At 50.5% G+C, this 24951-nt stretch carries 23 protein-coding genes; 17 read left to right on the top strand and 6 right to left on the bottom strand.

Annotation, left to right across the window (positions count from 1 at the left end; translation table 11 throughout):
• The first annotated feature begins 4 nt into the window (after nucleotides 1-4).
• The 4 genes from NFR90_RS03195 (at nucleotide 5) to NFR90_RS03180 (ending at nucleotide 4410) form a co-directional block, all read left to right on the top strand.
• Nucleotides 5-721: a response regulator transcription factor gene (locus NFR90_RS03195; RefSeq protein WP_160334968.1), complete on the top strand. Its 717-nt coding sequence runs from the start codon at nucleotides 5-7 to the stop codon at nucleotides 719-721.
• A gap of 132 nt (nucleotides 722-853) precedes the next feature.
• Nucleotides 854-2137 carry a citrate transporter gene (locus NFR90_RS03190; RefSeq protein WP_251450665.1) on the top strand — a complete coding sequence of 428 codons (1284 nt, stop codon included), beginning with the start codon at nucleotides 854-856 and terminating at the stop codon, nucleotides 2135-2137.
• A 40-nt stretch (nucleotides 2138-2177) separates the two neighbouring features.
• Complete coding sequence (locus NFR90_RS03185; protein WP_251450663.1) at nucleotides 2178-3392, top strand: hypothetical protein; 1215 nt, start codon at nucleotides 2178-2180, stop codon at nucleotides 3390-3392.
• Nucleotides 3393-3414: 22 nt separating this feature from the next.
• A complete protein-coding gene (locus NFR90_RS03180; RefSeq protein ID WP_251450661.1) occupies nucleotides 3415-4410 on the top strand; it encodes an asparaginase in 996 nt (331 codons plus the stop codon).
• 70 nt (nucleotides 4411-4480) lie between these two features.
• Here NFR90_RS03180 and NFR90_RS03175 read toward each other — a convergent pair whose 3' ends face one another.
• On the bottom strand, nucleotides 4481-6019 hold the full coding sequence (locus NFR90_RS03175; protein ID WP_160334965.1) for an RsmB/NOP family class I SAM-dependent RNA methyltransferase: 1539 nt from the start codon (nucleotides 6017-6019) through the stop codon (nucleotides 4481-4483).
• Nucleotides 6020-6045: 26 nt separating this feature from the next.
• Nucleotides 6046-6699: a phosphoribosylglycinamide formyltransferase gene (gene purN / locus NFR90_RS03170; protein WP_251450659.1), complete on the bottom strand. Its 654-nt coding sequence runs from the start codon at nucleotides 6697-6699 to the stop codon at nucleotides 6046-6048.
• Between the two features lie 192 nt (nucleotides 6700-6891).
• Between purN and NFR90_RS03165 the strand changes: the two genes are divergently transcribed.
• Genes NFR90_RS03165 through dut form a run of 5 tightly spaced genes read left to right on the top strand, consistent with a single transcriptional unit; the run spans nucleotide 6892 to nucleotide 12902 of the window.
• Entirely contained in the window at nucleotides 6892-7839 is a 948-nt protein-coding gene (locus NFR90_RS03165; protein ID WP_251450657.1) for a bifunctional riboflavin kinase/FAD synthetase, read from the top strand.
• Nucleotides 7840-7872: 33 nt separating this feature from the next.
• Nucleotides 7873-10740, top strand: coding sequence for an isoleucine--tRNA ligase (gene ileS / locus NFR90_RS03160; RefSeq protein WP_251450655.1), 2868 nt, complete (start codon nucleotides 7873-7875; stop codon nucleotides 10738-10740).
• On the top strand, nucleotides 10740-11243 hold the full coding sequence (gene lspA / locus NFR90_RS03155; protein ID WP_160334961.1) for a signal peptidase II: 504 nt from the start codon (nucleotides 10740-10742) through the stop codon (nucleotides 11241-11243). Before ileS ends, lspA begins: the two co-directional genes overlap by 1 nt.
• Nucleotides 11244-11260: 17 nt before the next feature.
• Nucleotides 11261-12484, top strand: a complete 1224-nt coding sequence (gene coaBC, locus NFR90_RS03150; protein ID WP_251450653.1) for a bifunctional phosphopantothenoylcysteine decarboxylase/phosphopantothenate--cysteine ligase CoaBC — start codon at nucleotides 11261-11263, stop codon at nucleotides 12482-12484.
• On the top strand, nucleotides 12456-12902 hold the full coding sequence (dut, locus tag NFR90_RS03145) for a dUTP diphosphatase (protein ID WP_160334959.1): 447 nt from the start codon (nucleotides 12456-12458) through the stop codon (nucleotides 12900-12902). The genes coaBC and dut overlap by 29 nt, the downstream gene beginning before the upstream one ends.
• A gap of 7 nt (nucleotides 12903-12909) precedes the next feature.
• On the opposite strand, the gene NFR90_RS03140 is transcribed toward dut, so the two are convergent.
• The gene (locus NFR90_RS03140; protein WP_251450651.1) at nucleotides 12910-15087 is read right to left on the bottom strand and encodes an AAA family ATPase; all 2178 of its coding nucleotides are present in this window, start codon (nucleotides 15085-15087) and stop codon (nucleotides 12910-12912) included.
• A 12-nt stretch (nucleotides 15088-15099) separates the two neighbouring features.
• Nucleotides 15100-15408 (bottom strand): ATP-dependent Clp protease adaptor ClpS, encoded by a 309-nt coding sequence (locus tag NFR90_RS03135; RefSeq protein ID WP_160334957.1) that lies wholly within the window; start codon nucleotides 15406-15408, stop codon nucleotides 15100-15102.
• A gap of 301 nt (nucleotides 15409-15709) precedes the next feature.
• Here NFR90_RS03135 and NFR90_RS03130 point away from each other — a divergent pair, with 301 nt between their 5' ends.
• Both NFR90_RS03130 and NFR90_RS03125 read left to right on the top strand, forming a co-directional pair.
• Nucleotides 15710-15916, top strand: coding sequence for a cold-shock protein (locus tag NFR90_RS03130; protein WP_160334956.1), 207 nt, complete (start codon nucleotides 15710-15712; stop codon nucleotides 15914-15916).
• 59 nt (nucleotides 15917-15975) lie between these two features.
• The gene (locus NFR90_RS03125) at nucleotides 15976-16413 is read left to right on the top strand and encodes a DUF192 domain-containing protein (protein ID WP_160334955.1); all 438 of its coding nucleotides are present in this window, start codon (nucleotides 15976-15978) and stop codon (nucleotides 16411-16413) included.
• A gap of 83 nt (nucleotides 16414-16496) precedes the next feature.
• On the opposite strand, the gene NFR90_RS03120 is transcribed toward NFR90_RS03125, so the two are convergent.
• Both NFR90_RS03120 and xseA read right to left on the bottom strand, forming a co-directional pair.
• Nucleotides 16497-17084: a superoxide dismutase gene (locus NFR90_RS03120; protein ID WP_160334954.1), complete on the bottom strand. Its 588-nt coding sequence runs from the start codon at nucleotides 17082-17084 to the stop codon at nucleotides 16497-16499.
• Between the two features lie 58 nt (nucleotides 17085-17142).
• The gene (gene xseA / locus NFR90_RS03115) at nucleotides 17143-18759 is read right to left on the bottom strand and encodes an exodeoxyribonuclease VII large subunit (RefSeq protein ID WP_251450649.1); all 1617 of its coding nucleotides are present in this window, start codon (nucleotides 18757-18759) and stop codon (nucleotides 17143-17145) included.
• Nucleotides 18760-19225: 466 nt separating this feature from the next.
• Here xseA and lpxK point away from each other — a divergent pair, with 466 nt between their 5' ends.
• From lpxK to NFR90_RS03085, 6 genes are all read left to right on the top strand, one after another.
• A complete protein-coding gene (gene lpxK, locus NFR90_RS03110; RefSeq protein WP_251450646.1) occupies nucleotides 19226-20266 on the top strand; it encodes a tetraacyldisaccharide 4'-kinase in 1041 nt (346 codons plus the stop codon).
• A gap of 13 nt (nucleotides 20267-20279) precedes the next feature.
• Nucleotides 20280-20474, top strand: a complete 195-nt coding sequence (locus NFR90_RS03105; protein ID WP_202074548.1) for a Trm112 family protein — start codon at nucleotides 20280-20282, stop codon at nucleotides 20472-20474.
• Nucleotides 20471-21241 carry a 3-deoxy-manno-octulosonate cytidylyltransferase gene (gene kdsB, locus NFR90_RS03100; protein WP_251450644.1) on the top strand — a complete coding sequence of 257 codons (771 nt, stop codon included), beginning with the start codon at nucleotides 20471-20473 and terminating at the stop codon, nucleotides 21239-21241. The genes NFR90_RS03105 and kdsB overlap by 4 nt, the downstream gene beginning before the upstream one ends.
• 99 nt (nucleotides 21242-21340) lie before the next feature.
• Nucleotides 21341-21994 carry an adenylate kinase gene (adk, locus tag NFR90_RS03095; protein ID WP_251450642.1) on the top strand — a complete coding sequence of 218 codons (654 nt, stop codon included), beginning with the start codon at nucleotides 21341-21343 and terminating at the stop codon, nucleotides 21992-21994.
• A 52-nt stretch (nucleotides 21995-22046) separates the two neighbouring features.
• Nucleotides 22047-23066, top strand: coding sequence for a UDP-glucose 4-epimerase GalE (gene galE, locus NFR90_RS03090; RefSeq protein ID WP_160334949.1), 1020 nt, complete (start codon nucleotides 22047-22049; stop codon nucleotides 23064-23066).
• Nucleotides 23067-23243: 177 nt separating this feature from the next.
• The gene (locus NFR90_RS03085) at nucleotides 23244-24896 is read left to right on the top strand and encodes an IS1634 family transposase (protein ID WP_251450640.1); all 1653 of its coding nucleotides are present in this window, start codon (nucleotides 23244-23246) and stop codon (nucleotides 24894-24896) included.
• The last annotated feature ends 55 nt before the right edge of the window (nucleotides 24897-24951 follow it).

Raw genomic sequence — 24951 nt, 5'->3', positions numbered from 1 at the left:
TATTATGAGCAGACCACTAATCCTCATCATCGATGATGAAAGCAAAATCAGAAGACTTGTTGCAGCCAACCTTGAGCTGGAAGGATTCGACGTCGTTTCTGCGGGCGACGGTCAGCAGGGTTTGGAAATCTTCCAAAGAGCCGCCGAGAAACCGGACTTAATCCTTCTTGACCTTATGATGCCGGAAATGGACGGAATGACTTTCCTCAGGAAACTCAGAGCCTTCTCCAATACTCCAGTCATTATCCTTTCTGCAAAAGATGAGCGACCGACTGTTATTGAAGGCTTCAGAATCGGCGCGGACGATTTCATCGCCAAACCGTTCTATCTTCAGGAACTGCTCGAAAGAATTCGTGCTGTTCTAAGAAGATGCACTCGATCGACCGTTCCATATACGCATGCGGATTCGCAGACACTTAAGTCAGGGAAAATCCATCTGCAGCCTTCAAAAAGACAATGCTTTGTCGGCGAAACTGCAGTAAAGCTTACGGACACCGAATTTCGTCTTCTTCAGGAACTTGTTCGTCATGAAGGCGAAGTTCTCACTCATGAAAGGCTGCTGCGTCGTGTTTGGGGCGATGAGTACACGGGCGAAGTCCAGTACCTGCGCGTCACTTTTGCACGTATCCGACGCAAACTGGAAGCCGCGGGGTTGGACGGCGGAATCATCTCCTCTTATTCCAGTGTCGGCTACATTCTCTGCAGCTCTGAAGCAGACTGAACCAAGGGAAAATCTCTAGTCTTTGTAATTTTTTTGTAATTTTCCAAAAAGACAAATTTATCGAATTGTAACTTCCTGAGTGAATCATAGAAATTGGAAAGCTAAATTTCCATAACCCTAGGAGAAAACTCTATGACAACTCAAATGATTATCGCTCAGTGCCTTATGGTTCTGACGCTAGTCGTAATGATTACCGGCCTAACGCCTATTTACATTACGGCTATCACCGGCGCAGCCATTTCGGCCATCGTTGCCGGTTTCCCGCTTGCAGGAAACGCTCCGATGACGGTTGCAAAAATGATTAACTCCGGTTTGAATCCCGTCATTGCGGACATGACTGGCATCCTGCTGTTCATCGGCATTATGCAGGCGACCGGCTTCCTTGACGTGATCGTTCGCGACATCGTGCGCTGCGGCAACAAACTTGGCGGAGGTCCGGGCGTTTGTACCGCGGGCGGTATCGCTGCCGGCGTGATCGGCGCATTGACCGGTTTCACTCAGCCTGTTATCACAGCCGTCATTACCGGCCCTGCTGCAGTCCGCCTCGGCGTTGACCCGAACAAAGTCGCCGGTATTCAAGCTCACGCAGGCCACATCGGCAACTTAGCCGGCTTTACACACCCGACCCAAGTCGCCATTTTAGCAACCGCCGGCATTGGTTACGGTCTTTTCAACGTTCTCGGCTTAATCGCATCTCTCTCAATCTTCTTCATGTCTGCCCTTCGTGTCGTTCTCGACATGCATAAGAGAGGCGTTACCGTTTCGGAAGAAGACAGAATCGCAGTTATAAAAGAAATCAACGCGAAGGAATACAAGACGACTTCCTTCAAGGCCTTCTTCCCGTTCCTGATCCTTTTGGTCGGCTTTATTATGGGTCTTCCGATTTTCCTCGTCGGCCTGGTTTCCGCTCTTGTTGTTATGATCCTTGCTCATGAAAACATGAAGACTTCCGAGCAGAACATGATGAACGGTGTCGGCCTGATTGCTACTCCGTTGGTTGCCACGATCGGTTTCCTTTTCATGAGTACGGTTATCAAACAGGTCGGTTTAGTAGACACCATCTCTACCTTTGCCGGCCCGCTGCTCTCCTTCTCTCCGGTCGTTGCGATGTTTGCCGTCGCTTTCATCACCGGCTTTATGACTCAGTCTTATGCCGCTTCTGTTGCTGTTCTAGTTCCGTTCCTTCAGGTTGTTCTCGGTGCCGGCGCTGATCCGTTCGCCGCCGCGTTCGCTGCTGCTTCCGGCGCATCCCTGATCCAGTACTTCCTGACTGGCGGTCCGGTTGCCGCTCTTGCGACAGTCATTCCGGTAGTTCCCGGCTCCAACCTCAAGCAGGCCAACCTGTTCCAGCGTCCGTCCATCCTGTTCGGCTGCCTGGTTGCTTTCTGCATTACGCTTGCTTTAACAGTTTTCTAATTTAAATTACGGGGAGTCTTTTGACTCCCCCATACCGGTCATGACAGCACTTTCTCCATCTAAATCTGCTTTCGGTACCTGCGGTATCGTCGGACATGCCGGCTGCGGACATGCCAACAGTCACCAAGGTTTCGTGCAGGACGATTCCGGCGGTCTCTCATGTGTTATCCGACTGCTTCAGAAAACCTTTGATATTGATCTGCGCATCGATTCGGTAAGCGCGAGAACAGGTTTAAATGGAGCTTATTTTGAAGTCACCACAAAAAGCGGAGGCATAGGAAAAGCCTTTGCAAGACGCGGCATCACGCCCGATGAGGCACGTCTTGCGCAGCAAATTATCGGCGCCGAAGCCGTCAACTCACAAACACTTGCCGTGCGCTGCTTCGGGCGAATTCTCGGACAGGGCGCAATGGAAGTACCGGTCGCTCTGCAGACCGCCATTGCTAACGCTTCAATGGACTCTTTCGCGAAGTCCTTCCCTGATCAATTTCTTTACGGGGAGGAAGAGATTGAAGGCAACTGCGGCAAAATCCTCGGTACCGTCATCGAAGCGGGAGGCTTTCCGACCTCTGTGCTGGCGCTCTCCAACGCGAGCATCGGCGGAATCGGACCGAATGAGGACATTGAAGGCAATGTCAATCTATTCGGCAAAAAAGAAATCATGCACAGACTGCGGCTTGATCAAATTCCGAGCATAGTGATTGAAGGCAAAGTGTGCGCCAAACCGGTCTCAGATGAGATTTCAGAAAATACATTCCTTGTACGCGGCAATGAGCAGGATGACAATCCGATTGTCGCGAAATGCGTAAAAGAAGCTGCCGAGATGCTCGGCTATCCGGTCCTTTATCGGCCGGAAATGCTGAAAAGAAGTCCTGACGCAATGCGAGGGCTCACTCACGAGAACGCTGTTTATATCGGCTCGCTGGCTAAGAAACTCGATGAAAGCAGCAGCGCTTTAGAAAAAGTTCAAATTGCAGCCGAACTCAATCGTTTCTGCAGTGAGGACCTTGGCGGCATCACATTCATGAGTGAAGATATTCACAAAGTAATGGGCGGCGTCGGCTGTATACCCGGAAGCTCCTGCGTGCTGAGTCTCTTCATTCCTCGAGAAGAACTGCAGAAGGTTGTTCAGCCGACCCTTTCACTCGAGGATGTCGATCGCTACGTCCGAATCTGTACTGAATCCGTTCCGATCATTAATCGGAATCTTGAAGCGGCGAGCAGGCTCTACAGCACTGTCGCAGAAAAGTTTTAGTTTGTTTCCCCTGGAGAAAGAAATGTCAGAAAAGAAAAAAGTTATTGTATTTACAACCGGCGGCACAATCGCCATGAAATTTGATCCTGCTGTGAACGGCTTGGTTCCTGCCGTCAGCGGCGCCGATCTGGCTGCGGCCGTCCCCGGTCTGGAAAAACTCGCCGACGTTGAAGTGCGCGAGTTCTCAAACCACGCTTCCTGCGCAATGACTCCGCAGAAAATGTTCGATCTTTCCGCAATGATTGAAAAAGCGCTGGAAGAAGACGGAGTCTCGGGCGCTGTTGTCACACACGGCACCGACACAGTCGAAGAAACCTCCTACATGCTTGATCTGCTGCATAAGAGTGAGAAACCGATTGTTCTCACCGCCGCAATGCGCGGAGCCGGCGATACAAGTCCTGACGGTCCTGCCAACATTTACTGCGCGGTAAAAACTGCCGCTTCCGATGAGGCAAGAGGCAAAGGCGTACTGCTGCTTCTGAATGAAACCATTCATGCCGCGGCACAGGTCCGCAAAACACATTCTGCCAACCCGGCAACGTTCGAATCTCCCTGGTGGGGTCCCATCGGCTACTGTGACGTCGACCGAGTCGTCTTCAGACGTGAACCAATCGGCCGCCAGACATTCAGTCCCAAAGCTTTGACCGCACGCGTTGATATCGTTACCGGACAGACCGGCGTCGGCAGAGAGTACATTGATTTTGCTGTCGCTCAGGGCTGCAAAGGCATCATTTTGGAAGGCTTCGGACGCGGCAACCTCCCGGCAGTTTTAGAGCCCGGCATTAAAGACGCCAGCGATAAAGGCGTTGTCGTCGTGATCTCCACTCGTACTCCCGGCGGACGTCCTTACCAGGTCTATGCCTATCCCGGCTCGGTAACCGACAGCCGCAATAACGGAGCCATTCACGGCGGAGAACTTTCAACGGCGAAGACTCGTCTGAAATTGATGGTTATTCTCTCCGAGCGTCCTGAATTAGCTAACAACAAGCTCGAACTTGAAAAGCTGCTCGACGCGTAAGTTCTTACCGATCAAAAAACTACGGCCCTCCGAAGAGGGCCATAGTATGAAGGTTTAAGTCAGACAGCGACTATTCTTTTTGGACGCTCTCCTGAGCGTCGCCCTCCAAGGCAGGACTCTCCTTCTCCGTCCTGCCCTTTTTTTCATCCCTGCGCTGAAGCACGGCGCCAAAAAAGCCGTCTGTGCCGTTGAGCTGCGGAAGCATCACAAAGTATTCTCCAAACCGCTTCTTCTGATACGGAGAGATTTCAACGCCCTGCTTCTCAAGAATTTCATACGCATCCAGCAGTTCAAATTCCGGATTCTCCTCCAGGAATTCGCAGATGACACCCTGATTTTCGCGCTCCAGAATTGAGCAGGTCGCATACACAAGGCGGCCGCCTTTTTTCACCATCTTCGCAGCGGAACGAATGACGGACTTCTGAATACTGTTAATGCGTTCCAGTTCATCCTCGCCAAAGCGCCATTTCAAATCGGGATTGCGTCTATAGGTGCCGGTTCCGGAACACGGCGCATCCACAAGCACACGATCCATCTTCCCGTACAGGCGTTTAACGCGGCTGTCGTGCTCCGTTCGAATCACTGACGGATAAATGTTGGAAAGGCCCGCTCTGCGCATTCTCGGCTTTAATCCGCCCAGGCGCTTTTCATTCACGTCAAACGCATAGATGCGGCCGGTGGATTTCATCAGCGCGCCCAGCGCAAGTGTTTTGCCGCCGGCACCGGCACAAAAGTCGCAGACCATCTCGCCTCGTCTCGGCTGCACCAGACGCGCAATCAGCTGCGAGCCTTCGTCCTGAACTTCAACCAACCCGTCTTTATAAATCGGCCACTGCGTTAAAGCAGGCTTGATGTCCAGACGAACGCATTCCGGGGAATATTCACCTTTAACCGCCTTGACGTGATGTTTATCCAGCTCGGCTATCACATCGTCAACACCGGCCTTGAGCGTATTAACGCGCAGATCCAACGGAGCGCCCTGCTGCATGGCTTCAAAGAGCGCTTTGTGATCTGTGTACTGCACAACCGCAAGGTCATAGAGCCATTTCGGAACTTCAGCCTGAATCTCTTTAGGTGCTTTGCTGTCCTTGGGACGAAGCATATTCAGGAGCGTGTCTTTTTCCTTTCCGAGAATCTGATCACTGATCTTATCGACGCCGTACTGAAGCGCGAGTACGAGAAGCCCTGTAAGCCGCGGCGCCTTCACGGGCGTGACCGTTCCCATGCGCCAGGTAATCATGGAGAGATGCCGCAGACAGTAATAAATCGCCTCGGCAATAATTGTTCTTTCTCTCGGTCCGAGATGACGCGCTTCTCTAAAGTAAAGGCTCATCAGCACGTCCGCAGGTCCGTCAAGCTTCAGGATCTTGCGCAGCGCGCGGCCGAGTTCATCGACGACCAGGGAAGTGATGCGCACTTCTCCGGGATGCGAACTCAGCATTCTCGGATTCGGTGCCTTGTTAGGATCGTGCGTGTGTCTCTGTTCGGGAGACATCTTCGCGAGACGTTCCTTCGCCGCTCTCTGACGATCGGTTAATTTGCGCTTGGGCGCGTCGCTTCTTCTTCCTCTGGAAAAAGAAAACCGTGATCTTTCTGCTCTTTCTGCCATTTCTGCTCCTATGCGACGGACACGTCTTACTGCGCCAAAATAGCAAGCTCTCTGCTCGCCTCTTCGTCCATCAGCACTTTATTTCCATCCAATTTCACGCGGCCGCTCGCAACAAGGCGCACGGCTCGCGGATAAAGAACATGCTCCTGCACCAGTACGCGGGCGGCTAATATTTCAGGCGTGTCATTTGCCAAAACCGGTACCGCGGCCTGACCGACAATCGGTCCGCCGTCCAGTTCGGCCGATACAAAGTGAACAGTAACACCGTGAACGCGCACGCCGGCCTGAAGTGCCCTTTCGTGGGTATGAAGTCCGGTAAAAAGCGGAAGAAGCGCCGGATGAATGTTAAGAATTCTGCCGCTGAAGCGATCTACAAAGTACGGGGTCAATACGCGCATAAAGCCGGCAAGCACGATCAGATCAGCGCCGAACTCGTCGCAGGCGTCTGCGAGATCCTTTTCAAAAGCGCCTCGGCTTTCATAGCCCTTGTGATCAACCACTTTGGAAGGAATGCCGACGGAGGCCGCGTATTCAAGTCCTTTGGCATCAGCGCGGTTGGAAATCACGCCGCTGATATATAAACCGTATTTTTCAGCCCAGTTCTCACGAACGCTCGCTTCATATACAGACTTGAAATTACTGCCCCTTCCCGAAATAAGGACAACTATATTTTTTTTCATCGCTACGCACCAAGAGTAAAACAGTGAGATTGTGCCACGTTCATAAGCATTTTCACTCACTTTCCGCTACTGACGCTTCAAGTTTATTTTGCTGTTTTTTCAAAGCGATCTCAGCCTCTTTTATAATTGTTCTTTTGTGTGCATTAAAGGGCGGTGTGCGCCTGTCTCAGCAGCGCGCACCCGGAGGTTTGGATGAAAAAAGTTTTTAGAGGGCTGCCTAAGCCGGAAGATCGGCTTGACTGCGCTTTAGCGATCGGCAATTTTGACGGTGTGCACCGCGGCCACCAAGCGCTTCTTCACGAAGTGGTAGATGCGGCTCGTGCTCGTCTGCTTTGTCCGGCCGTTCTGACCTTTGAGCCTCATCCGAGAGAATACTTTAACCCCGACGACGCTCCGCGCCGCATCCTGAGTCTTCATGACAAGGTGGAAGCTATCCAGGCCTGCGGCATCGAACGCGTTTACATTCTTAAGTTCGAACCGCATCTTGCTTCGCTTTCGCCTTATGAATTCGTCCGTGAGATTCTTGTCGACGGACTGCACGCCCGCTGGGTTACTGTCGGTGAGAATTTCCGCTTCGGCGCCAAACGAGCCGGAGATATCAAACTGCTGGAAAGCTTAGGGAAGGAATTTCATTTCGAAGTTCATCCGATGCCGATGCTTTATCACTCTGTCGCGCCGATCTCGAGCTCTCGAATTCGGCACGCTTTGGCTGAAGGCGACATCCCGTCTGCCAACTACATGCTCGGCCGCCCTTATATGATCAGCGGCCGCGTGCTTCACGGCAAGGAAATCGGCAGAACGATCGGCTTTCCGACAATGAATCAGCGCATTTTGCCGCCTTACTCCAAATCGAAACCCGCGATCGAAGGCGTATACGCCGTCAAAGTTCACGGCATCGGGCCGAGACCGATTGAAGGCGTCGCCTGTGTCGGCAGACGTCCCACCGTCACCGATCACGGAGAGTATCTGCTGGAAACACACTTGTTTAACTACCACGGAGACCTTTATGACCAGGTTCTCAAAGTGGAATTTTTTGCAAAGATTCGGGAAGAGAAGAAATTCAATTCCCTTGAAGAGCTGAGAGCTGCGATCGAAGAAGACCAGCGCAAAGCAAAACAAATCTTAGGATTATCCGTTTAACCTTGAAGAGCCCGAGGGGGCCAAGGAATAAAGATGAGTAAAAAAAATGACGCCGCGGCTAAGGAAGCCGCTAAAAAATATCCGCTGAATCTTCCTGATACACCCTTTCCCATGAGAGGCAATCTGCCTGCCCGTGAACCCGGCTGGATTAAGGATTGGCTGGAAAAAGACGTGTACGGGAAAATTCGCGCAGCCAGAAAAGGCGAAAAGCGCTTCCTGCTGCATGACGGCCCTCCGTATGCCAACGGAAACATTCATGTCGGCCACGCTGTCAACAAAATTCTGAAGGACATCATTCTCAAGACAAAGACGCTTGAAGGCTTTGACGCACCTTACGTTCCGGGCTGGGACTGCCACGGAATGCCGATTGAAATTCAGATTGAGAAAAAATTTGGCAAGAATCTTCCTAAAGAAGAAGTCATGCAGAAATGCCGTGAATACGCCAAAGAGCAGATCAAAAACCAGATGGCTGGGTTCCAGCGTCTCGGCGTGCTCGGTGACTGGAGCGATCCGTATCTGACGATGCGCCCTGAAACCGAAGCCGAAGAAATCCGTGCGCTTGGCGTCATCCTTGAAAAAGGCTTTGTTTACCGCGGCCTCAAGCCCGTGAACTGGTGTTTTGACTGCCAGAGCGCGCTTGCGGAAGCTGAAGTCGAATATGCGGACAAGTCTTCTCCGACACTGGATACTGCGTTCCCGATTTCCGCGGAAGACAAACCTCGTCTGGAACAGATCTTTAATTACAAATGCGATAAGCCTGTCGCCGCTGTGATTTGGACAACCACTCCGTGGACAATCCCTGCCAACCAAGCGCTCAACATGAATCCCGAACTGGATTACGTTCTTGTTGATACGCCCAACCGCATGTTCGTTCTGGCGGAATCTTTGTACGAAGAATCCCTGAAGCGTTTCGGCCTCGAAGGCAAACCGGTCGCTAAAGCCAAAGGCAGCGAGTTCCAGGGACTGCGCTTTAAACATCCGCTTTGCGAGATGGACCCCTTCTACGACCGCTTCTCTCCGGTATTCCTCGCCGATTACGTCGACGCCACTGCCGGTACCGGTATCGTTCACTCTGCGCCTGCATACGGTGTGGATGACTTTGTCTCCTGCAAGGCAAACGGAATCACTAATGGCGACATCCTGAACCCTGTGATGGGCAACGGCAGCTACAGCGAGTCTCTGCCGCTCTTTGGCGGACTGAACATTTGGAAAGCCAAAGACAAGATCCTGGACACGCTCCAGATTACCGGCAACCTGCTCTCCCGCGGCAGCATGGTGCACAGCTACATGAACTGCTGGCGTCATAAGACACCGCTGATTTACCGTGCCACCAACCAGTGGTTTATCCGCATGGATGAACCCAATGCGGACACCAAAGGAGTCTTCAGCGCTGACGCTCCTGCAGATCCTCTGCGTAAAACCGCGCTTGAAGGGGTTGACCGTACCGAGTTTATTCCTGCATGGGGCGAAGCCAGACTGCACAACATGATCGCCAATCGTCCCGACTGGTGTATTTCCAGACAGAGAAACTGGGGCGTGCCGCTGCCTTTCCTGATCAATAAAGAGACGGGCAAGCTGCATCCGGATACACTCGCTATCCTGCGCAAAGTTGCTGATATGGTTGAAAAAGACGGCATCGAGGCATGGACACGCGTCAAAGTCGAAGATCTGATCGACAAAGACACGGATAAATACGAAAAATCCAGTGACATTCTGGACGTTTGGTTTGACTCCGGCACAACGCACGTCACCGTTATGCGCGGCTCGCATGCCGACAAGCTGACCTACCCGGCAGATCTCTATCTTGAAGGCAGCGACCAGCACCGCGGCTGGTTCCACTCTTCTCTGCTCACCGGCTCCGCCATCGACGGCAGACCTCCGTATCAGGCGCTTCTGACACACGGCTTTACAGTTGACGAGCAAGGCCGAAAGATGAGCAAGTCTCTCGGTAACGTCATTGCACCGTCTGAAATCTCTGACCGTTACGGCGCTGAAATTCTTCGTCTTTGGGTTGGTCTCTCCGACTACACCGCTGAAATCGGTCTTGGCGAAAGAATTCTCAAAGGCACCGTAGAGGGCTACAGAAGATTCCGCAACACCATCCGCTTCCTGCTTGCCAACGTCTCCGACTTTGACATTAACAAGGATGCGGTCGCAATTGAAGACATGGTTGAAATTGACCGCTGGGCAATTGCGCGCATGCAGCAGCTTCAGCAGGAAATCCGCGAACGTTATTCGAAGTATGAGTTCCATACCGCTTGCTCAGCGCTTCTGCTTTTTGCGAGTGATGACTTAGGCGGATTCTATCTTGATATTCTTAAAGACCGTCTCTACACGACCGGAGCCAACGGACAAGCTCGCCGCAGTGCACAGACCGGTCTTTGGTACATCACTGATACGCTTCTGAAGCTTCTCGCTCCGGTGCTGTCCTTTACCGCGGAAGAAGCCTATGCCTGCTTCAACCCGAACAATAAGGGCTCGATTTTCATTGAGAAATTCACCGATCTGCCGCACGTTAAAGAAAGCGCCGAGCTTCTCAACAAGTGGGCTTTGATTCGAGCGGTGCGCTCTGACGTTCAGGTTGAACTGGAAAGACTGCGTGAAAAGGGTCAGCTTGGCTCCTCACTGCAGGGCGAAGTCTCTATGAAGCTTCCTCAGCCCGAATACGATGTCATTTCTCAGCTTGGCGATGAGCTTTCCTTTGTCATGATCACCAGCAAGGCAACACTTGACGGTGTCAGCGACAAACGCGAAATCACGGTCAAACCGAGCTCCGCGCCGAAATGCGAAAGATGCTGGCAGTACAAGGAAGACGTTGGTTGTGACAAGAACTATCCGACTCTCTGCTGCCGCTGCATCGGAAATCTTTTCGGAACTCCTGAAACCAGACGTTTCGCCTGATGAAAAAAAATACCGCTATCAACAGCGGCTGGAACTGGCCGGCCCTTTTGGGCTGGCTGGTTTTTGCAGCGCTTCTGTTCGGACTTGATCAGTGGACAAAGGATTGGGTCCAGCATCAGATGATTGTCGGCGACAGCCGCAAAATCACTGATTTCTTTAATCTTGTCGTTGCCTACAACAGCGGCGCGGCATTCTCTTTCCTTGCAGACGCGGGCGGCTGGCAGAAACCCCTTTTTGCCGGACTCGCACTCGTCGTCAGCTTTGTTATTTGTATTCTGATCGCAAGAAAAAGCCAAGAAAAACTGCTTTGCCTCGGACTCTCGCTTGTTATGTCCGGCGCGCTTGCGAATGCCTACGACCGACTCACGATCGGAGTCGTCGTTGACTTTCTTGATTTCCACCTCGCGGGCTACCATTGGCCTGCGTTTAATGTCGCCGACATCTGCATCTGTGTCGGAGCCTTTATTGTTGTCCTTGTGGAATTTTTCTTTTCTAAGAAATAGCACTTAAAAGGAATAACATGTCCGTCTTAAAAAACAAACGGATCCTGCTGGGCGTCAGCGGCGGAATTGCCGCTTACAAAGCCTGTGAGCTCGTCCGTCTTCTTGTGAAGTCCGGTGCTGAAGTTCGGGTCATGATGACCAAGGTCGCCGAGCAGTTCGTTGGAAAAACCACCTTTGAAGCGCTCAGCGGCCATCCGGTCGAAACCGATCAGTTCAATCCGTCGGTACCGCTTGCGCATATTGCACTTCGTGACGGATGCGACTTAATGGTGATCGCACCCGCGACCGCCAATATCATCGCCAAAACCGCCTGCGGCATTGCCGACGACTTGGTCAGTACGACAATTCTCGCGCGCGCCTGCCCACTTCTTATCGCGCCGGCGATGAATGTCCGGATGTGGAATAACGTCGTAACACAGAGAAATGTATGTCAGCTTCAGTGTGACGGAGTTTTTTTCAGCGGGCCGGATAGTGGAGAACTCGCCTGCGGAGAGAACGGCAGCGGCAGAATGAGCGAGCCTCAGCACCTTCTTGAAGACATTGAAGCGGTTTTTACGCCCAAAGTTCTTGAAGGCAAACGTGTTCTCATAACGGGCGGTCCGACATTTGAAGCGATTGATCCGGTGCGCGGAATTACTAACCTTTCCTCAGGCAAGCAGGCGGCCGCCATTGCTAAGGCGGCCCGCAACGCGGGTGCGGAAGTCACGCTCGTCTCCGGTGCAGTTTCCGCCCGGATACCGCACGGCGTGCGGCTCATCAGTGTGACAGGCGCTCAGGATATGAAGAGCGCCGTCCTTCAGGAAGCCGCGCATCAGCATCCGGATATTTTTATTTCGGTTGCCGCAGTATGTGATTTCCGCGTCGAAAATCCTTCTGCGAAAAAAATCAAAAAAGAGGACAGCACTGAGACGCTCACACTAACGCTCGTTAAAAATCCGGACATTCTGCAGGAAACTGCCAAAAGCGGTTTATGTCGAGTCTGCGTCGGCTTTGCCGCCGAATCCGAGGATCTCGTCGAAAACGGCATGAAAAAGCTTCAGAAAAAAGGCGCCGATCTCATTGTCGCCAATCACTCCTCAGCAATCGGACAGGACAGCAACCGGGCTTATTTCATCACCAAGGCAGGCGCCGAAGCGCTTGAAGAAATGAGCAAGGAAGAACTTGCTCAGCGCATTATTCTTGAGGCATCCAACATTCTTTCTCAAAAAACGCATGAAAGCACAAATCAAAATTCTAGATAAACGCATCAGCGGCAATATGCCCTCATACGCATCTGCGGGCTCCGCCGGCTTGGATCTCAGAGCCGCCATTGACGAGCCGCTGACGATTGAAAGCGGAAAGTGCGAGCTGATTAAAACCGGCTTTGCGCTCTTCTTAAACGATCCGTCTTACGCAGCAATGCTTCTTCCCCGCTCCGGTCTTGGCCACAAACACGGAATCGTGCTCGGCAACTTGGTCGGACTGATTGATTCGGATTATCAGGGCGAACTGATGGTTTCCTGCTGGAACCGCTCTGATAAACCGTACACCATTGAGCCGATGGAACGCATCGCGCAGCTGGTTATCGTTCCGGTGCTTCAGCCTGAATTTGAAATCGTAGAAGAATTCCAGGCGAGTGAACGCGGAAGCAGCGGCTTCGGCTCTTCAGGCCGATCCTAAGCCGCGCTTATTCGTGTTCATACACAAAGCGAATTTGATCTTTTTCATCAGCGTCAATCGTGACGCTGTTTTTTTTCTGCAGGCGTCCGAAGAGCATCTCATTGGCGAGCTCGCGCTTGATCGAGCGCTGAATATACGAAATCATCGGGCGGGCGCCGAGAAGCGGATCAAAACCGTGCGCGATAAGATGCGCTTTCAGCGCCTCGGTGTATGTCATGGAAATATTCTTTTCCGCAAGCTGACGGCTGAGTTCCTTGAGGAGTTTATCCGCCACAAGCGCGACCTGTTCTCGACCCAAACGATTAAAGTGCAGGACTTCGTCAAGTCGGTTTCTAAATTCAGGCGCAAACGCGGCACTGATGCCCCGAGCGCCGTTGACCGCGCCCTGAGTGCTGTCAAATCCGATGGTTCGCTTTTCGTAGTCAGCTGCACCCGCATTGGTCGTCATCAGCAGGAGGATATTTCTGAAATCCACGGTCTTGCCGCTTGAGTCGGTCAGCATCCCGTAGTCCATGACCTGAAGCAGAACGTTATAGATTGCCGGATGTGCCTTCTCGATTTCGTCGAGCAGGAGCACCGCATGGGGCGTGCGGCTGACTGCTTCCGTCAGCCGGCCTCCCTCCTGATAGCCCACGTAGCCGGGCGCGGAGCCAAGAAGTTTGGAAACTGAATACTCTTCCGAATATTCGCTCATATCAAAACGGATAAATTCCATCCCCATCTGCTTGGCGACCTGCTTAGCCAATTCGGTCTTACCTACGCCGGTCGGTCCGGCAAGAAGGAAGGAGCCGATCAGCTTTTCCTTATCAGCCAAACCGCTCTTTGAGAGTTTGATCGCATTCACAACCGCATCAATCGCATGGTCCTGGCCGAAGATTACTTTTTTCAGATTATCGGACAGATTACGAAGCGACTCCCCGCCGCTTTCCGAGACCTTCTGCTCAGGAATACGCGCGAGTTTAGCGATCACTCGTTCAACTTCGTCTGTCGTCACCAGCGGATCCGCGCTTTTGCTCAGATAGTGAATCGCGCCCGCCTCGTCCATGATGTCCACGGCTTTATCGGGCAGTTTTCCGTTAGAGACATACTCCGAAAGTTTGACGATCTTCGAGAGTATTTCGTCGCTGTATTTCACGTGATGGAATAATTCAAAGTATTTTCTCTTTTGGGAGAGAATTTTGAGCGAATCTTCTGCCGACAGCTCCCGCAAGTCAATTTTTTGGAAATACGATATCAGGGAAGAGATATTTTTTTCCGCTGTGCGCAGACCGCGGTGCGTAGAAGCGCCAAGCACATGAATTTTGGGGTGCGCGAGCATCATCGCGAGCAAATCAGCGAACTCGTCAGCACTGCTGCCGTTAAGAATCTTATGCATATCGTCAAGAAAGACGATAGCGCTGCTGTCTCTCGTGACTGAGTCGATAAAGTCTCGAAAACGTTTAGTTAAATCTCCATAGAAGAGGCATCCGCTCTTGAGAGCGCTGAAATTGAGCGCGCAGAACTTCATCCCTTTCAGCCTGTCGGGCATAAGATCCTGCGCGATGAGGCGCGCAATGCCCTGAGCAAGCGTCGTCTTTCCGACGCCGCGTTCGCCCACGATCAAAGCGCTGCTCTTTATTTTTCTGGAGAATGCCAGAATCAGCCGATCGATTTCCTCCTGTCGGCCGACAAGCGGATCAAATGCGTCATTGGCGGCCCAAATATCACAGCGGGCATACACGGCTCCGCCTTCATCTTCGGGCTGCTCCTGCGAGATTTCCCGATCATCGGTTTGCGTCAGCTCACTCGGTCTGATGCCGAACTGCTTCAGAAAGAAAGCCGCGTCGGAATCTTCATCTTCTTCGATCGCGACAAGAACATCCAGACAGTTAAGCGGTCTGAGCGAATTGCTTTTAACCAATGTGTCCGCAGCCCGATTAATCACTCTCTCGACACCAATCGTCGGTCTCGGATCGGTTTTTTCGCCCAGACGATTAAAGCCCGTCTGATCCCGAAGAAAACGATCGAGTCCTGCTTCAAGCCGGCGCTCTCTCAAACCCTCTTTTCTTAGTGCGTCTTTTACCTCGGGCTCCTGAATAAGCGCCCAAAGCAAATATTCGAGCGAAATAAATTCCGCCTTGTCGGCGCTTGCTCTGTCAGCTGCGGCGCCGATAGCGTGCGTCAGATCTTTTGAAAACTTAGCCATGCTTAACTGTTTTTATTTTTCCATTTTCATGCGAAGCGGATAACCATTTTCTTCAGCGAGCTCCGTCACTTCAAAGATTTTAGTTTCAGCAACGTCTTTAGAATAAGTACCGACCTGAGCCTGCCCGGTTTTATGCGCTTCATACATCAGCTCCAGCGCCTCGTCATGCTCCTTTCCGAAAATTGAGACAAGGACCTCGACAACAAAGTCCATCGGCGTGACATCATCATTCAGAATAAAAACTTTCCATAGGGAGGGCATGCGGAATTCCGGCTCCGCATAGACGACTCGGACCTGTTCTTTTTCAGTATCACTGTTCATATGATCGGCTTTTGTTTTGTGGTTATTGTGCAACGCAGAAACGATTTGATTATCCGCTTCTTTTTTACCGTCGAGAAGGGAATTGTTTTTTATTTCAATTAATCAAATAATTACTTGATTTGTTATTTTCATACAATTTCTGAAAGTTATTCTGCACGTAAAACACTAATTGACATTTTGAAACACTCCATTAACAATTTACATAGACTGCTCGTCTTGACTCACAGGGCAGTCAAATTCGTTATATGCAGGGCGCGTGAGATTTTGGGACATCGCCGTTATTTTTTGGAGAAGTTTAAATATGGCAACAGGAACCGTAAAATGGTTTAACGACGCAAAAGGATTCGGATTCATCACTCCCGATGACGGCGGCGAAGATCTTTTCGCGCATTTCTCTGCGATCAAAATGGACGGATTTAAGACTCTGAAACAGGGTCAGCGCGTCACTTTCGATCTGAAGGAAGGTGAAAAGGGCAAACAGGCTGACAACATCAAACCGGCCTCGTAATCCTCTTTCTCACTGCATCCAAGCTCGAAAAGCCCCGCAAGGCTTTTCGAGTTTTCATTATGAAAAAAACATCTATCGCTCTGCTCTCAGCGCTTTGGTTCTCCGGCCTCTGTCAGGCCGCTGACTTTGTCACGCTTCAGTTCGGCAATAAGACCATTAAGGCGGAAGTAGCCATATCGGCAGCTGAGCGTCAGAAAGGCCTGATGTTCCGTACCTCCATGGCTAAAGACCACGGAATGCTGTTCATTATGGACGGCGAAGAAAGCGCCTGCATGTGGATGAAAAACACCAAAATTCCGCTTTCTGTCGCTTTTATTGACGCCTTTGGAAAAATTATCAATATCGAGGATATGGAACCCGAAACGACCGATATCCATTGCAGTCGAGCACCCGCAAAATACGCCCTCGAAATGAACAAAGGCTGGTTCGGAGCGTTAGATCCGGCAAAACAGTATGAGGTCAAGGGGCTCCCTCTAAAGTCTGTCCTCACGTATTGATCGAATTTTCCGACGAAAACTGCCGCGCAAAAACAAAGCCGCAGCCTAGATCAGCTACGGCCTTATTTTTTAGACTTCTCTAATTAGTCAGAGAAATTTTTTGCTGCAAAGTCCCAATTTGCGAGATTTGCCAGGAAAACCTTCACATACTGCAGACGGACGTTGTAGTAATCCAGATAGTAGGCATGTTCCCAAACGTCAACCACCAGAAGCGGTGTGGCGGTACCGGTAACCGGAGTGCCGGCGTTGCTGGTATTTACGATGTCGAGCGTGCTGTCTTCTTTCTGAACAAGCCATGTCCAGCCAGAGCCAAAGTTTCCGGCCGCGCTGTTGGCAAACGCTTCAGCAAAGGCATCGAAGCTGCCCCACTTTGCGTTGATCGCGTCAGCAAGCGCACCGTCGGGCTGGCCGCCGCCGTTCGGCTTCATGCTGTTCCAGAAGAAAGTGTGGTTAAAGCACTGAGCCGCGTTATTAAAGATCGGACCGGACTGAGTGGTGCGGATGATCTCTTCAAGAGGCATCTTTTCGTATTCGGTTCCTGCGATCAGCTTGTTCAGTGTGTCGTTGTAAGCCTGATTATGTTTGCCGTAGTGGTATGAAAGTGTTTTAGCGCTCATGTACGGTTCAAGCGCGTTTTGTTCATAGGGGAGGGGCGGAACTGTAAAAGCCATCTTCTTTATCTCCTTATCAATACTCGGATATTATCGGTTGTTTACCCGAAGCGGACTCTTATGAGGCCCCAACACGAGCAACCAATTTCCCATCCTTCATTTCAATTTCTATCAAGTCTCCGAACCTGAGTTCGCTTGCGCGTTTCACCGGCTGACCGTTCTTAAAAATGTAGCCGGCACCTTCAGGCAGTCTGAGTTTCGGATCGAGTACTTTAATTAATTTATCCAGTCCCGACAAATGAGTTTTTCCGGTCGAGAGTTTTTGGCTGAGCACCATTCGCATAGACTGAGCCGCGGCATCCGCTTTCGCAGCGCTGAGATTCGGTCGGAAACTGCGTATCCAGGCATAGCTTCGTCCCACATCGTCCTTTCGGCCGTTCATCCTCTCGGTACAGCTGTTCCTCAGACTGTAAAAGGCCGTTTGAATACGATTCGTCTGCAAATCCATCGGCCACTGAAAGCCATATCGAACCGATTTAAGCGAGTGAATAAAGGGGCGAAGCAGCATTTCCGCCTTTTCAAAGGGACGGCCGCTGTAGTTCACGCTCATTGATGCGGCACGAACGGTTTCGGTAAGGCTTTGCTGCGCCTGTCGGTACGAGGACCGCGTACGAGACTTCTCCTGCTCCAAGAGCGAGGACAATCCCTGAGCCAGAACACCCAAACTTGAAGACGTCTCTTTATGCAGGCGGGCAAAATCCACACGCACTAAACGGGAAGCAAGGTTTACGTGACGGGCAAAGGGTTCAAGAAACGTCCGGCCGTTTTCAAAGCGTGCTGAAAAATGCTCCAGATCAAAATACCGCTGATCTCCGTCTTTGCGGAACGTAAGCTCGGTGCGGTCCCAGAAGGTATTGATTTCCGATCGAAGCACGTCCAGTTTCTCGGCGGCCGCTTCAGCTGCCCCGGTCGGAGTCGGAGCTCTTCGGTCCGCAGCTAAGTCCGAGATCGTCGTATCTGTCTCATGACCAATTCCGGATATGATCGGAATACGACTCTGCACAATTGCCTCGGCCACAACCCTTTCATTAAAGTTCCAAAGATCCTCGATGCTTCCTCCGCCTCGAATCAGCAGCAGTACATCATCATTGCCGTAAAGATTAGCATATCGGATCGCCCGAGCGATCTTGAGTTCATTGCGAACGCCCTGTACCGGTGTGTCATAAACAGTTATGGACGCGTACGGTGCCCGCTCTCTCAGCCGATGGATCGCATCTCTAACCGCGGCGCCCTGTCGGCTTGTGATGATGCCGATGCGGTGAGGCACTCTTGGAATCGCCTTCTTTCTGTGATGATCGAACCAGCCGAGATCTGAAAGCTCTTTTTTCAGGCGCAGAAATTTTTCATAGAGCTCGCCTTCTCCGGCGTAACTTAATTCTGAGGCAACGAATGACAGGTTGCCGCTCTTCTCCCAAACGTTAGCTGATCCCTTTAATCGGACCTTATCTCCAAGCTTAGGAGGCCTAATTCCATAACTGCGGCTTTTCCACAAAACGCAGGACAAGGCTGCGTCGCTGTCCTTAATCGTGAAATACCAATGACTAGAGCTGTATTGCTTAAAGGCAGAAACCTCACCTTCTACACAAATGAACCCTAGGTTGGCAAGCGCATTGTTCAGCAAACGAACCGCTTCATACACAGAAAGGAACTTAACCGACATCTTTGCGTTATCCATATGAAAAATCAGCCGATTTTCAGGCGATTTAATAGTTATCCCAAAAGTTACTCACAATTTTATTCACAATCCGACTCGGCTGCTGTGGAGGAAGATAATTTAATTGTCAATCTTGTTTTTGGTTTATATCTATTTGTTTTTATGTAATTTTTATAAAAAGACTCGTATCTAAAATTCGAGTAAGGCACAAAAATCATTTGTCATTTTTCCATTAGGTTATTCACTTATTCACAAAGTTATCCACAATGTGGAGGACAAGTTTAATAACTATCCTATTGACTTAAAAGTAATTGTTTTTTTGCATCTGAAGAATGAAAAATCTTGACTTTTTCAAAAATCCTCTTAGGACATTCGTCAACAAAAAGTCGACAGTACAGATACCCGCTGTTCAAAAATTGCTTTTCTCGAGTGATTATTTCAGAACGTTTAGAATTTAGAATAGAACTTTATTTTTTCTTCTTGTCTAATGAACGTACAACTAGAAACACTCCTGCATAAACAGTGGGATAAGCGCGGAATAATTTCCTGGCTCCTGCTTCCCGCTTCTGCGGTTTTTATGTGGGCTTCGAGCCGTCGGCGCAAAAACGCTAAAGTCACGAATGTCGGCGTCCCGGTTGTTGTGGTTGGGAATATTTATGTCGGCGGAACCGGCAAAACACCCGTAACCATATCTCTTGTTCGCGCTCTTCGGGAAAGAGGATGGAATCCCGGCGTCATTTCACGCGGCTACAAAGGGGCCGCCGACGCTCCTGTCGAAGTTGAGGAAAACAGTAATCCCGACATCGTCGGCGATGAACCGCTGCTCATCAAAAAATCCACCGGAGCTCCGACCTTCGTATGCAAAAAGCGTGTTGATGCCGCCAAATCCCTGTTGGCAAAATACCCGCTTGTCAACGTACTCATCAGTGACGACGGTCTGCAGCATTATGAACTTGGCAGAGATGTCGAGCTCGCTGTCATCGGCGCTCGCGGTTTAGGCAACGGCTGGGTGCTTCCTGCCGGACCGCTTCGCGAAAGACCTGCTCGGCTTGACGAAGTTGACGCCATTGTGCTTAACGCCACCGAAGATGTTGTGACTTCATCTACGCCTCGCTACGCCGCAACAAGCGGCTTTTCCGACGCGATCAATTATGCGAGCGGGGAAAAGATTACTTTGGATACGCTTGCGCGCATGCAGGCAAAAAAACAGCTGAAAGCGGACGCGATGGCGGGTATTGCCGTTCCGGACAGGTTCTTCTCAATGCTTCGCGCGCACGACCTTGAAATCAACCCGATTCCTCTGCCCGATCATTACAGCTTCACAAAAAATCCTTTTGCTGAAAGCAAGGCTGATCTCATTTTTATTACTGAGAAAGATGCTGTGAAGTGCAGAAAGCATCCGGAAATCAAAAATGATGAACGAATTTATGTCGTTCCTTTAGAAACGCAGCTGGATAAATTCCTCGTTGATTTTATTGAAAAGAAAATCACGGCTGCTTCCGAACGTTACAAAACAAATAACCACTAACCGGTAGATTCAAATGGATCCGAAAATTACAGAAATTTTGGTCTGTCCGATTTGCAAAGGACCTCTTCGCTGGAACAAAGACAAAAAAGAGTTCTACTGCAAAAGCGACTTAAAGGCGTTTCCCGTTGTCGACGACATCCCTGCGATGGTTCCGAGCGAAGCGCGCGATATGACTGAGGAAGAAGTTGAAAAACTGGAGAAGAAATGAGTTTTACCGTCATTATTCCCGCGCGCTTAAAAAGCACTCGGCTTCCGAATAAACCGCTCGCAGACCTCTGCGGCGTACCCATGATCGTGCGCGTTGCCAGACAAGCGCTCAAAAGCGGAGCTTCCCGCGTGATCTGCGCTGTGGACGATGAAAGCATCCTTCAGTGCTGTCAAAAATTCGGTGTTCAGGCAGTCCTCACACGCAAGGATCATGCCTGCGGAACCGACCGCATCTGCGAAGCCGCAGAGAAAAGCGGTATTCCGGACAATGAAATCATTGTGAACGTTCAGGGCGATGAACCGCTCATCCCGCCCAATATCATTTCTGCGGCTGCCGACCTCTTGGTTAATGACGCGCAGAGCGTCATGGGAACGGCCGCGATCCGCATCAAAAGTTCCGAGGAATTCTTTAATCCGAACGTCGTCAAGCTGATTCTCGATAAGAACAACCGGGCGATTTACTTCAGCAGAGCGCCGATTCCGTGGGCACGCGATGAATTCGCAAAAAAACAAGAAGTTCTGCCCCAAGACCTCGGTTTGAGACATGTCGGCATCTACAGTTACCGATGCGGATTCCTGAAGAGCTACCCGACACTTCCGAAGTCTCCTCTGGAGGCCTTTGAAAGTCTCGAGCAGCTTCGCGCGATTTGGAATGACTACAAGATCGCGGTGTCTGTATTCAATGATGAAATTCCTCCGGGCGTTGATACCGCTGAGGACCTCGAAAGGGTCCGAGCTTTCTGCGCCGCTAAGGAAATTAACAGCTGACACCGATTGCTTTTAACCCAAGTCTCTTGAAATCTTAAGGACATCAGTCCAAAATGGCATTTTTAGACCCAACCACACTATATATATTCGGAGGCACATATGCGTTTGATTCTTCTCGGAGCCCCGGGAGCCGGTAAAGGGACACAGGCAGCCCTCATTAAAGAACACTATGGAATTCCCCAGATTTCGACCGGGGATATGCTCCGCGCCGCGGTAAAAGCCGGTACTCCTCTTGGCCTGGCTGCTAAGAAGATTATGGACGCCGGAGAACTCGTCAGCGACGATATCATCATCGGTCTTGTCAAAGAAAGACTGCTGGAGCCCGACTGCAAGAACGGCTTCCTTTTTGACGGCTTCCCCCGCACTATTCCGCAGGCCGAAGCTCTGGTTAAAGCCGGAATTCCGATCGATTATGTTGTCGAAATCGCAGTTCCCGATGAAGTCATTCTTGAACGCATGAGCGGCAGACGCGTCCACATCGCTTCCGGCCGTACCTATCACGTTGTCTACAATCCGCCGAAAGTTCCCGGAAAAGACGACGTCACCGGTGAAGATTTAGTTCAGCGTCCTGATGACAGCGAAGAAACCGTTAAAAAACGCCTTCGCGTTTATCACAATCAGACTGAAGCGCTTGTGGGCTTCTATAAGAAAGCCGCCGAAGAAGGCAAAGACAACACCAAATATGTCCGCATTGACGGCGTCGGTGATGTCAAAGAAATCAGCCGCCGTATTTTCGACGCCCTCGATAAATAATCCTTCCTAAACCGAGAGACCACTTCGGTGGTCTTTCTCTTTTTCTGAGCATATGAGCTATATCCTAGTTACAGGCGGAACCGGCTACATCGGATCCCACATGGTCGTCAAACTGATTGAGGCGGGGTATTCGCCCGTGATTTTTGACAACTTCAGCAATTCGAAGCGTACTGTTCTCGATCGAATCGAAAAAATCACCGGCAAGCGTCCTCCGCTTGTTGTCGGAGACATTCGTGACGAGAAAGCCCTTGAAGATCTTTTCACCCAATACAAGATTGACTCCGTCATCAATTTCGCTGGGCGAAAGGCAGTCGGAGAATCTGAGAGCGACCCCCTGCTCTACTTCTCATATAACGTCGAAGGCACCATTGTTCTGCTTCGCGTCATGAAGAAGTTCAACGTGAAAGAATTCATCTTTTCTTCTTCCGCGACTGTATACGGCGATCCGGGGTACGATGAATTTGACGAATCCACGCCGCTTGCTCCGATCAACAACTACGGTCTGAGCAAATGGATGATTGAAGAAGTGCTCAGAAAGCTCTTCAGAGCAGAGCCGGATTGGTCGATCGCGATTCTTCGGTACTTCAATCCGGTAGGTGCGCACGAATCCGGTCTGATCGGAGAAGATCCGAACGGCATCCCTAACAATCTGATGCCCTTTATTTCTCAGGTCGCAGTCGGCCGCAGACCCTGTCTGAAGGTTTTCGGCAATGATTACGAGACCCGAGACGGTACCGGCGCCCGCGATTATATTCACGTGGAAGACCTTGCGGACGGTCACCTCGATGCGCTCAGAGTTCTGAATCACAAGCCTCAGCTAATTACGGTAAATCTCGGCACCGGCAGCAATACAACGGTTTTAGAGCTCGTCAAAGCGTTTGAAAAAATGAGCGGACGCAATATCCCTTATGAAATCTGTCCGAGACGCCCTGGAGACAAAGCAGCCTATTGGACGAATCCGACCTTAGCGCACGAACTTCTCGGCTGGACGGCCAAACGCGGCATTGAAAAGATGTGCGAAGACACCTGGCGCTGGCAGATGATGAATCCGAACGGTTATCCGGACGAATAATCAGCTCTCCCGTATGTAAAGCCCGCTTCTCGGCGGGCTTTCTCTTTACTGAATCCCTGAAAAACCGACCATAAATAGGCCGTATACAGTGCCCCAAACGCCCGCAAATCGGGCATTGAACATTATCTTTGTCTATTTAACCGATTATGATCATTTAATCCAAGTGGAGGGTTTCATATGCTTCCGCAGGCAATTGAGCATGTCATCAAGGTAAATATCAAGGGCAAAGACTATCTGTATCAATTTCAGAATGCATGGGAGCCGGTTAAACGTCGTTCTTTTAGCAAGCACCGAATTACCCTTGGCTGTCTGATCGACGGCAAGGTGGAATTAGGGAGGAAATTTCTTCGAGACAATCCTCAATACAAGGATATCGAACTAACTTTTGCCGATAACAAGCTCTGCCCGGTTGGCATGCCGGAAGTCAGTCTGTCGACGGCTCAAATGGTTTTAAATCGAACAAAAACACTAAACGCCGGAGCCAGCTATGTATTAGAGCAAATTGCCATACAAACTGGAATAACTCAAACCTTAAAAACCGTCTTTCCAAAGCATTGGCAGGAGCTGCTTTCCTTAGCGATATTCTTTGTTATCCACCCGGACACCTCTTTGTCTAACTACGACGTAATTGCTCAAAGCTCACTCTATCCGGCTGCCGTTATACCTTCGCAGAGAATCTCCGAATTATTTGAATCTATCAATTACCAACCCTCAGTCGAACAATACCTGCAGCTTCGTCTTGCCTCTAATAAAGAATCGGGCAAAAACAATTACTGGGTATTCGATGCCACTTCGGTATCCTCGTTCTCGCAAACAGTTCATAACGCAGCCCACGGACTCAACAACGAAGAGGCCCTGCTAAAGCTAGCGCTGCTGATCGACGAGAAGACAGCCGAGCCTCTTTACTACAAGGTGCCGGACAGTTCTATCACAGATATTGTTTTACTGAAGAACCTGTTTGCGCGCTCGGCCAAAATTGATGAGGAAGATATCAGCCTGGTGTCGGATAGAGAGTTTTGCTCTGATCAAAATTTGCAGATGATGTTCCGCAATCACGTCGGCTTTGTCTGCGGGCTTCGTTCTGACTTGAAAGTTGCTGAGCAAACCTTTGAGGCAGAAGCCGGCTCCCTCAAACTATGTTTGCCCGCAGCCTTTAAGAGCAGTGTTAACTGCTTTTGTGCAATGCGTGAAATTCTGCGGCATTCCGGTGTCGAGCAGGATAAGTTGTTTCTCCATGTCTATTACAGCAAAGAAAGAGAAGCCGACTGCGTCATGAACATGACTCAATTGATCGAAGATTTTAAGCGGCGTTTAACAGATGGAGAAGTTCCGAACTCTCCGTATTTCAGACAATTTTTCAACCCTGAGGAAGGAGCTGACGGCAAGATCAGATACGTATTTAATGTTCCAGCTTGGACTCAGTTCTGCCAGAGCTGCGGCTTCTTCTTACTTGGTTCCGACAGGATTGCGCATCCGGACAAAGCTCTAAATATTTACCGACAAAAGGGCATTGTTGAAAAATCGTTTAATAACTACAAAGACAGATGCAGCGGCAGAAGACTGGGGTATTCTGAAAGAGCTCTTGAAGGAAAAGTCTTTATCACGTATTTAGGTCTGACTCTAAGCCTGATACTGCATAAACGTCTTCAGGACGCCGACATTGATCCGGAGCGAGCACCTCGTCTGATAAGTGAACTCAATGCATTAACCATCAATAAGTTCGTCACTGAGGGACATGTCACATACCTCTGGCACAAGATACCAAAACGTTACGAGGACCTTATGAAGAAGTTGAAAATTAAAATTCCCTGCCCGATTTGTACAATCTAGGAAAGGAAAGTTGGGGTTGGGCCTCGAAGCGCACTATCTCATCGCACCTGCTGCG

This window comes from Parasutterella muris (genome assembly GCF_943193095.1).
GTDB classification, from domain to species: domain Bacteria; phylum Pseudomonadota; class Gammaproteobacteria; order Burkholderiales; family Burkholderiaceae_F; genus Parasutterella; species Parasutterella muris.
The sequence above is the reverse complement of the archived record's forward strand: the minus strand, read 5'-3'. Positions and strand labels throughout refer to the sequence as shown.